The 8,094-nt window shown below is 67.1% G+C and carries 9 protein-coding genes; 1 reads left to right on the top strand and 8 read right to left on the bottom strand.

Annotated elements, in window-relative coordinates:
• The 7 genes from VME70_02555 to VME70_02525 form a co-directional block, all read right to left on the bottom strand.
• Window positions 1-1,142, bottom strand: a 1,142-nt coding sequence (locus tag VME70_02555) for an ABC transporter ATP-binding protein (GenBank protein ID HTW19075.1), incomplete at its 3' end; no start/stop codon positions are given.
• Window positions 1,143-1,166: 24 nt separating this feature from the next.
• Window positions 1,167-2,279, bottom strand: a complete 1,113-nt coding sequence (locus VME70_02550) for an extracellular solute-binding protein (GenBank protein ID HTW19074.1) — start codon at window positions 2,277-2,279, stop codon at window positions 1,167-1,169.
• A gap of 62 nt (window positions 2,280-2,341) precedes the next feature.
• Complete coding sequence (locus VME70_02545; protein ID HTW19073.1) at window positions 2,342-3,217, bottom strand: enoyl-CoA hydratase/isomerase family protein; 876 nt, start codon at window positions 3,215-3,217, stop codon at window positions 2,342-2,344.
• A 73-nt stretch (window positions 3,218-3,290) separates the two neighbouring features.
• A complete protein-coding gene (locus tag VME70_02540; GenBank protein HTW19072.1) occupies window positions 3,291-4,145 on the bottom strand; it encodes an ABC transporter permease in 855 nt (284 codons plus the stop codon).
• Between the two features lie 8 nt (window positions 4,146-4,153).
• On the bottom strand, window positions 4,154-4,939 hold the full coding sequence (locus tag VME70_02535; GenBank protein ID HTW19071.1) for an ABC transporter permease: 786 nt from the start codon (window positions 4,937-4,939) through the stop codon (window positions 4,154-4,156).
• A gap of 128 nt (window positions 4,940-5,067) precedes the next feature.
• Window positions 5,068-6,315 carry a crotonyl-CoA carboxylase/reductase gene (ccrA, locus tag VME70_02530; protein ID HTW19070.1) on the bottom strand — a complete coding sequence of 416 codons (1,248 nt, stop codon included), beginning with the start codon at window positions 6,313-6,315 and terminating at the stop codon, window positions 5,068-5,070.
• Between the two features lie 151 nt (window positions 6,316-6,466).
• A complete protein-coding gene (locus VME70_02525) occupies window positions 6,467-7,315 on the bottom strand; it encodes a helix-turn-helix transcriptional regulator (GenBank protein ID HTW19069.1) in 849 nt (282 codons plus the stop codon).
• A gap of 55 nt (window positions 7,316-7,370) precedes the next feature.
• Here VME70_02525 and VME70_02520 point away from each other — a divergent pair, with 55 nt between their 5' ends.
• Window positions 7,371-7,952 (top strand): class I SAM-dependent methyltransferase, encoded by a 582-nt coding sequence (locus VME70_02520; protein HTW19068.1) that lies wholly within the window; start codon window positions 7,371-7,373, stop codon window positions 7,950-7,952.
• A 24-nt stretch (window positions 7,953-7,976) separates the two neighbouring features.
• Here VME70_02520 and VME70_02515 read toward each other — a convergent pair.
• Window positions 7,977-8,094: integrase core domain-containing protein (locus VME70_02515; GenBank protein HTW19067.1), on the bottom strand; the 118-nt coding region annotated here is incomplete at its 5' end.

The raw sequence follows: 8,094 nt of genomic DNA, 5'->3' as shown, positions 1-8,094 counted from the left end.
ACCGGGGTGGATGCGAACAGCTGCAACGGATCGCCCGGCTTGAGCTGACCTCCGAGCGCTCCGGAGCGATCGTCGGTGATCCGCAACCGGTGCGGCGTTCCGCTGCTCGAGACCGTGCCGGGCAGCTCGCAGGTCAGCCGGACGTGGTCGCCCAGGTCGAGCGACTCCGCCACCACCGCGTCGAGCTGCAAGCACTTGCTCATGTCGTCCGGGCGCTCGGCCGACATCGCTGCCGCCGGCACGACGACACCGACATCGCTGTCGGCAACGACGCCGGGAGCGACTCGGGTGAGGCACAGGCTCTGCCCGAGGCACTTCACCATCGCCCTGGCATCGCCCGTCCCGGCGGACTCCAGGCTCACCAGGCGGCCGGGGATCACGGGATGGTCGCCGAAGAACGTTGCGATGAACCGCGACGGCGGGATGGTCAGCAGGTCAGCCGGGGTTCCCGCGCCTTCCAGCACGCCGTCCCGCATGATCGCGATCCGGTCGGACAGCGTCAGCGCCTCCTCGCGATCGTGCGTCACGTAGAGAGCGGTCACGCCCACCTCTTGGTGGATCCGCCTGATCTCGACCATCATCCGTTCGCGCAGCTCCCGGTCGAGCGCACCCAGCGGCTCGTCCATGAGCAGGAGCGACGGCCCGAAGGCCAGCGCCCGGGCGAGCGCGACGCGCTGTTGCTGGCCCCCGGACAGCTCGCGCGGAAGCCGCCCCCCGAACTGCGGCAACCCGACCAGCTCGAGCATCTCCGCCACCCGCTGCTCGCGAACGGCCGACGGACGCTTGAGCATCTTGAGCCCGTACGCGACGTTGTCGGCGACGGTCATGTGAGGGAACAGCGCATAGTTCTGGAACACCATGCCGATCCCGCGCTCGGCCGGGCTGAGCTCGGAGATGTCGCGCCCCCGCAACATGATCCGGCCGCCGGTGATGTCGGTGAAGCCGGCCACGAGCTTCAGCAAGGTGGTCTTGCCGGAGCCGCTCGGCCCGAGCAGGGTCAGCAGCTCGCCCGACTGGACGGACAAGCTGACCGACTTCACCGCGACGCTGCTGCCGTAGTGCTTCTCGACGTTCTGCAGTTCGAGCACCGGTAGCCCGTCGTCGATCGCCGACGGGCTACCGGTCGCTTCGTGCCGATTCATCGCTGAGCCACGCCCCGGCACTCCTCAGCCAAGGAAGCCCTGCCAGGCATGCTCGACGGTTGACTCGTTCTTCGCGAACCAGGTGTTGCTGCTGATAGTGACCTTCTTTCCGACCGGGAGCGCGGCAGCGACCTTCGGGGACAGATAAGAGTTGAGTCCCTTGGCCGGCATCGGATAGGTGAGCGCCGAGCTCCACTCCGCCTGGTTCTTCGGGTGCTGGGCGAGCCACGAGAAGTACTCGAAGGCTGCCGCCGCGTGCGGAGCGTCCTTCAGTACGACGAAGCCGTTCGGCTCGGGCAGCAGGGATCCGTCCCAGCTGATCTGGAGGTTCGGGATCGACTGGCTGACGACGTAGGCGCGGCCGTTCCACATGATCTCCGCACCGACCTGCTTGTCGATCAGGACCTGCTGTTGCTGCGAACCGGAGCTTGGCCAGACCGAGATGCTCGACTTGACCGCCTTGAGCTCCTTCATGGCGGCCGAGACGTTGAGCGGGAACAGCTTGCTGGGCGCCACGCCGGTCGCCTCGAGCGCCATCGGCATCGCCTCGTCGGGGTCATCGACGATCGCGCGCGGACCCGGGTAGTCCTTCACGTCGAAGAACTGCTGCGGGTTCGTCGGGCACTTCTTCATAACTCCCGGGTTGCAGGCGATGACCGTCGCGGTGTCACCGATGTCGACGGTGTCGTTCGTGTAGGAACCCGGACGGAAGTCCTGCTGGAACTCGGACGTCAGCCAACTGGGGAAGGTCTGGACGTACTGCTTCTGCAACAGCACGATCGGGTTCAGGCTCTCCGAAATGTCGATCGAGACGTTGTGCTGCTGCTCCTGCAGGATCGAGGGCACAGCGGGATCGGACCCGTTCACGACCACCTTGACCTTGATGCCGGTGTCCTTGGTGAACGGACCGTAGAGGTATTTCTGCTCGTCCTGGGTCCACACCCCGCCCCAGGACGTCACCGTGATCGTCTGGCCACGCAGCGAGCTCAGGCTGGGCGGTGAGTTGCTCGACGACGGACTTCCACCGCCGCCGCCACCTCCTCCACCCCCCGAGCTGCTGGAACCGCAGCCCGCGAGCACGGCCAACATTGCGCAGGACAGCAGCGCAAGCACCCGCGTACTTTTCGTTGTGGACATTGCGCATCCTCCATGTGAAGGGCCCCCCGAACGGGCCGGTTAGAACGCCGTGCGAATGGTCGTCATGTGCGCGGCTTGCTTCGCGGACCCCCCGGTTCCGGAAGGAAGGGATTGTCCCGGTGCTTGAGGGAGGCCACGAGGCCCTCCTCGGAGCGAATCCGGTTCAGCTCGTCGAGATCGCGGGAGTCGGTCGAGGCATGCAGCACGACGGAGATCACCCCGGCCGCGCGCATCGCGTTGGACAGCCCCATCGCCTCCAGGCCGTACGTCGTCAGCGCCTTGTTCATCCGCACGGTCGTTGGTGGTAGGAGCGCGATCCGGCCGGCCAGCGCCATCGCCTTGTCCATGAGCTCGTCGTGCGGGACCACCTCGTTGACGATGCCGATGCGCAACGCCTCGGCGGCGTCGAAGTGGTCTCCGGTGAGGCCGTACCGGTGTGCGATCTTCCAGTTCGTCAGCGCGGCCAGCAGGAAGGTCGAGTTCTGGATCTCCCGCACCTCGGGCTGGCCGAAGGTCGCGCGGTCGGACGCGATCGTGATGTCCGAAGCGAGCGCGTACCACATCCCGCCGCCGAGGCACCATCCGTTGACCGCGGCGATGATCGGCTTTGCCAGCCGCATCAGGGCCAGGTGCTGGTTCGGGGTCTCGGTGTCGATCGCCCACCAGCGTTCGAGGGCATCGCTCGCGCGCACCGTTCCGTCCTCAGGCGTGACCTCGTCCTCGCCGAGGTCGTAGCCCGCACTGAACGCCTTGCCGGCGCCGGTGAGAACGATCGCCCGAACGTCGGGATCCGCCTCGGCCTCCTTGAGGATGCGGTGCAGCTCCGCCTCGAGGGTCGGGCTGATCGCATTCATCTGGTCCGGCCGGTTGAGCGTGATCACGCCCACCGCTCCGTCCAGCGACCACAGCAGCTCGTCGGTCTGGCTCTTCGTCGTCATGAGACGACCCCTTTCCCTGGGTTTCGCGGTTCCGGTCGCCCGGAGAGTTCGATCGGCCGGTCGAGGACGCGGTTCATGCGCGGCCCCCTTGCCCACGACGCTGGAGCGCGAACGCCGCGACGACGACCGCCGTACTGATCACCATCAGTGAGGTCGCGACCGCGGTGATCGAAGGATCGAGCCCGGTGCGCAGCGAGCCGAAGATCGTCTTCGGCAGCGTGTTCAGCCCGGCGCCACCGAGGAAGTTCACGAACACCGCCTCGTCGAAGTTGGAGACGAAGGCGAGAAGGAACGCCGACAGGATCGCCGGGCGGATCAGCCGCAGCGTGATCCCGATCACCGCACGTGAGCGCGATGCACCGAGGCTCATCGCGACCAGCTCGAGATCCTTCGGCACGCGCAGCAGAGCAGCCTCGACGAGGATCACGACGAACGGCAGCACGAGCATGGTGTCGGCCAGAACCAAACCCCAGTAACTGCCGATCAGCTGGATCTGGGAGAAGAAGTCGTAGAGCGCAACGGCGTACGCGACGCCCGGTACGACGAGCGGCGCGAGACCGAGCGTGCGGACGAGTCCTCGCTGCGGCAGGCTGGTGCGCTGCAGGCCGACCGCCGCCGGCACCCCGATGAGGACGGCGAACACGCTGACCGGGAGACCGACCTCCAAGGACTGCCGGATCGCCGGAATCCAGATCCCGTCGGTGAAGAACCGGTGGTACTCGACGAATCCCCAGTCATGCGGCGGGAACTCGATCTGGGTCCCGCCCGCGAACGACATCACGACCACGGTGAGCGCGGGAACAAGCAGGAAGATGCTGACCAGGATGCTGACGACGACGCCGATCACCTTGGTCACGGAGTCACCCCGACGCCCGCGGTGCCGGACCGTCACCTCGCCCATGGGCTCGACGCCCGTATCGGGGGTCATGACGTCGCTCATCCCATCGCCCGCCTCAGCTGCTCACGTCCGACCAGGCGGGAGGCAATCAGCAACACGAGCGCCGCGCCCGCCAGCAGCACCAACGCCGACACCGTCGCCGAGGTGAAGTCATAGAAGGAGAAGATGTCGTCGTACATGAGGGACGCCGAGAACGGCGACGTGGCTCCGCCGAGCAGCACCGGGGTCAGGAAGAAGCCGAGGGCAACGACGTAGACGATCGTCGTGCTCGCGAGGATGCCCGGCATCGAGAGCGGCACCACGATGTTGCGCAAGGCGGCGGCCCGGCTGGCGCCGAGCCCCTGCGCCGCCCGCAGCAGGTCGTCGTCGATGGTGTTGAACACCACGAGCAGCGGCAGCACTGAGTACGGCAGCAGCTGGTAGACCATGCCCACGATCACGGCGAACTGGTTGTAGATGAGCCCCAGCGGCGAATGAATGACGTGCAGGTCGAGCAGTACCCGGTTGACCAGCCCAAGTCGCTCCAGGATCACGGTGAACGAGTAGAGCTTGACCACCGACCCCATCCAGAAGGGGATGAAGACGACGGCGACCAGGAACAGGCGGAACCATCGGTGCGCCGTCGACCGGATGTTCCACGCCAGCACCGCCCCGAGCCCGACGCTGATCACGGCAACGATTGCGGAGTCGACGAAGGTGACCCGCAGGACGGTGATGTCGACCGACTGCTTGAAGAACGACGTGAAGTTGCCGGCGCCACTGGGCGGCCCGAAGCCGACCACGATCAGCCGGATCAGCGGGTAGACCAGGAACATGCCGGTCATCCCGAGCAGCGGAAACACCAGAGCAAGCCCGGAGCGCCACGACAGCTCTGTCTTCCATTGACCGGCCCGCGACCCTCGCCGACTCCTCGGCCATCGGCCGACGAGCGTCGTGTCGCTGCCGGTAGCCGTCACTGCTCCAAGCCGCTAGCGGGGTCGGTGGCGCCGACGAGCGCGACCACGTTGCCGAAGACGCTGAGACCCTGGCCCATGTCCGCGTGCGCCTTTGGAATCTCGTCAAAGGCAATGACGCGGCCGAGCGCGGGGTCGATCGCACCCGCGATGACCATGTCGTTGTACTTGTAGGACTGCTCGTCGTTCGCGCCGTGCGAGCCCTGCAGCCGCTTCTGCCTGGTCCAGTGGTAGCGGAGATCGACGACCGCCTCGTAGCCGGTGGTGCCGGCGCAGATCACGACCATTCCGCCCGGCTCGCAGACGAAGATGCTGGTCGGGATGGTCGCCTCACCCGGATGCTCGATAACGATCGAGGGACCGCGGCGCTCGCCGACGATGTCCCAGATCGCCTTGCCGAAGGCACGCGCGCCGGCGGTCCACTCCTTCTGGCCGGCCGCGTCGCTGATGTGCGGCGGGATCCCCCAGTGTGAGAACTGCCGCCGGTCGATCCAACCCGCTGCGCCGAGCTTCTCGACGTACTCTCCACGCGTCTCATCGGAGACCACGGCGATCGGCAGTGCGCCCGCGGCGCGGGCCATCTGGATCGCCTGAGTGCCGAGACCCCCGGAACCACCCCAGATCAACACGATGTCGTCTGCGCTGAGGGTGTTGCCCGCCCAGCCGTACATCATCCGGTAGATCGTGGTTCCCACCAGCGTCGGGGCGGCAGCCTCCGCCCAGGTCAGCCGCGGCGCCTTGGGCATCACCTGGTGTGACTGCGCGATGCAGAACTGCGCGAACGAACCGAAGTTGGTGTCGTAGCCCCAGATCCGGGCCGAGGTCGCCAGCATGGGGTCCTTGCCGGCCAGCACCCAGGGATCGTCAGGGTCCCAGTACCCGGGATGGACAACGACGGACTCGCCGACGCTGACGTTGCTGACGCCCTCGCCGACCGCGTACACGATGCCCGACGCGTCACTGCCACCGATGTGGAAGTCGTAGGGATCGCCCGCGCGCTGGCGCTGCGCAATCACATCGACCGGCTGACCACGTGCCGCCCACACGTTGTTGTAGTTGATCCCTGCGGCCATCACCGCGATCAGCACCTCGCCGGGACCCGGGCGCGGGGTGTCGACCTCCTCGATCTGAAAGGCCTTCGCCGGATCGCCGAACCGGTCCTGACGCACGACCTGCGCGATCATGCGCTCGGGGACCACACCGATGTCCGGCAGGTCGCCCAGGGACCGCGCGGCTTCCGCGGTCATCGCCGGACCCCCGCCCGTGGTCGCCGTACATCGCGCGATGGGCGGGGGTGGGACAACACCGATCAACTCCCGTCAGTGCACGCTTTGATAGTTGGACGGTTGTCGAACCATACAACCGAGGTCGGCGATGTCAAGAGGATCTGAGCAACGATTACGACGTGACCGCGTCGCTCTGGTCGGAGCTGCTCCGGAAGTAGGCGGCGGGGGTGACGCCGGTCTCGCGCCGGAACGCAGAGACGAAGGCGCTCGTGGACTCGTACCCCACCCGTGACGCAACTCTGGCTACGGGCTCGCCACTCGCAAGCGAGACAGTTGCGGCGCGGAGCCTGACCAACGCACGCCACCTTCCGAACGAGATTCCGGTGCCGGCAAGAAAACCGCGCGACAGTGTTCGGCTGCTTGCGCCCACCTCGCGGCCCCATTCGGCGAGGGTGCGGTTGTCGGCGGGATCGCGAGCGAGTGCATCGGCAACCTCGCGGGCCCGATCATCCACCGGCAGTCGGACGTCGAAGCTGGCGGTTGGCACGGGTTCGAGCAGGTCGACGAGCAGCGTCTCGGCGTGCACGCGCTTGTCGGGATCCAGGTTGTCTTCGTTGAGGTAGCCGATGAGCTCGGCGAGCAGCGGGCCGGCGGCGATCGGCGTGCAGTCCGTCCAGCTGATCGGGCACGAGTCGGGCTTGACGTAGCCGGACTGCATCGTGGTGGTGCCCTCCGACAGCGTCTCGTGTCGAACGCCCGCCGGGATCCAGAGCGCCCGCGTCGGCGGCAGGACCCAGGCCGATTCCTCGGTGCGAACGGTGAGGACTCCCGACGCTGCCCAGGCGAGCTGGTGGTCGGCATGTGTATGCCAGTCGAAGACCGACCCGGGCGGCATCGGGAACGTGCACACCACGATGGTCGCGTCAGCTTTGGCGTCGTCGCCCGGCCCGCCGGTGTCGCACGCACCGGCGCCGCCGGCGAGAGCAAGCGCGGCGGCGGAATCTTGTCCGTTCAGCGACACCACATGGCACGTTACGCCGTTGGCCAGCCGACCCGCTCGCCTTAGCGTCCCTCCTATGAACAGCAACCACCAGCAGCTGTGTCCCAGCCCGGAATGGGCCACCTTCATCCAAGAAGAGCTGTTGCCCGGGCTCGCCGAGCGGGTCGAGCTCGGTCAGGAGATGCTCGAGATCGGACCCGGCCCGGGCGCCGCCACCGACTGGCTGCGCCAGCGGGTGAAGCGGCTGGTCGCGATCGAGATCGATCCCGAAGCGGCAGCAAAGCTCGCGCAGCGGTTCACGGACTCCAACGTCGAGGTCGTGACCGGCAATGCCACCGAGGTCCCGTACGACGCTGACAGCTTCGACTCGGTGGGCACCTTCACGATGCTGCATCACGTGCCGACCCTCGCCGGGCAGTCCGCGATCCTCGCTGAGGCGCTTCGAGTGCTTCGTCCCGGCGGCGTCCTCATCGGCTCGGACAGTCTCGGCAGCACCGAGCTGCACGAGTTCCACGTCGATGACACCTACAACCCGATCGACCCGGCCGGGTTGCTCGTCGTACTTCGCGCCCTCGGCTTCGACCGCATCACCGTCACCGTCGACGGGATCATCACGTTCATCGCCCACAAGCCCGGCGACACAGAAGGGTGCGGCTAGGTGTCGTGACCTGACACGTTGTTGTCAGGCGGCGAGCCGGCTGGCGGGTGGGTGTCCGCCGAGGGCGGAGTGGCCGCGTCGAGTGTTGTAGTGCCGGATGAAGTTGTCCAGGGCTCGGCGTCGGGCGGTGTTGGTGGTCCAG

This window comes from Mycobacteriales bacterium, from assembly GCA_035504215.1.
Lineage (GTDB): Bacteria > Actinomycetota > Actinomycetes > JAFAQI01 > JAFAQI01 > DATAUK01.
The sequence above is the reverse complement of the archived record's forward strand: the minus strand, read 5'-3'. Positions and strand labels throughout refer to the sequence as shown.

What these genes read in the sequence shown, in the direction of transcription:
- VME70_02550 (HTW19074.1), bottom strand. Translation starts at nt 2,279, where the DNA reads ATGTCCACAACGAAAAGTACGCGGGTGCTTGCGCTGCTGTCCTGCGCA.
- VME70_02545 (HTW19073.1), bottom strand. Translation starts at nt 3,217, where the DNA reads ATGACGACGAAGAGCCAGACCGACGAGCTGCTGTGGTCGCTGGACGGA.
- VME70_02540 (HTW19072.1), bottom strand. Translation starts at nt 4,145, where the DNA reads ATGACCCCCGATACGGGCGTCGAGCCCATGGGCGAGGTGACGGTCCGG.
- VME70_02535 (HTW19071.1), bottom strand. Translation starts at nt 4,939, where the DNA reads ATGACCGGCATGTTCCTGGTCTACCCGCTGATCCGGCTGATCGTGGTC.
- ccrA (HTW19070.1), bottom strand. Translation starts at nt 6,315, where the DNA reads ATGACCGCGGAAGCCGCGCGGTCCCTGGGCGACCTGCCGGACATCGGT.
- VME70_02520 (HTW19068.1), top strand. Translation starts at nt 7,371, where the DNA reads ATGAACAGCAACCACCAGCAGCTGTGTCCCAGCCCGGAATGGGCCACC.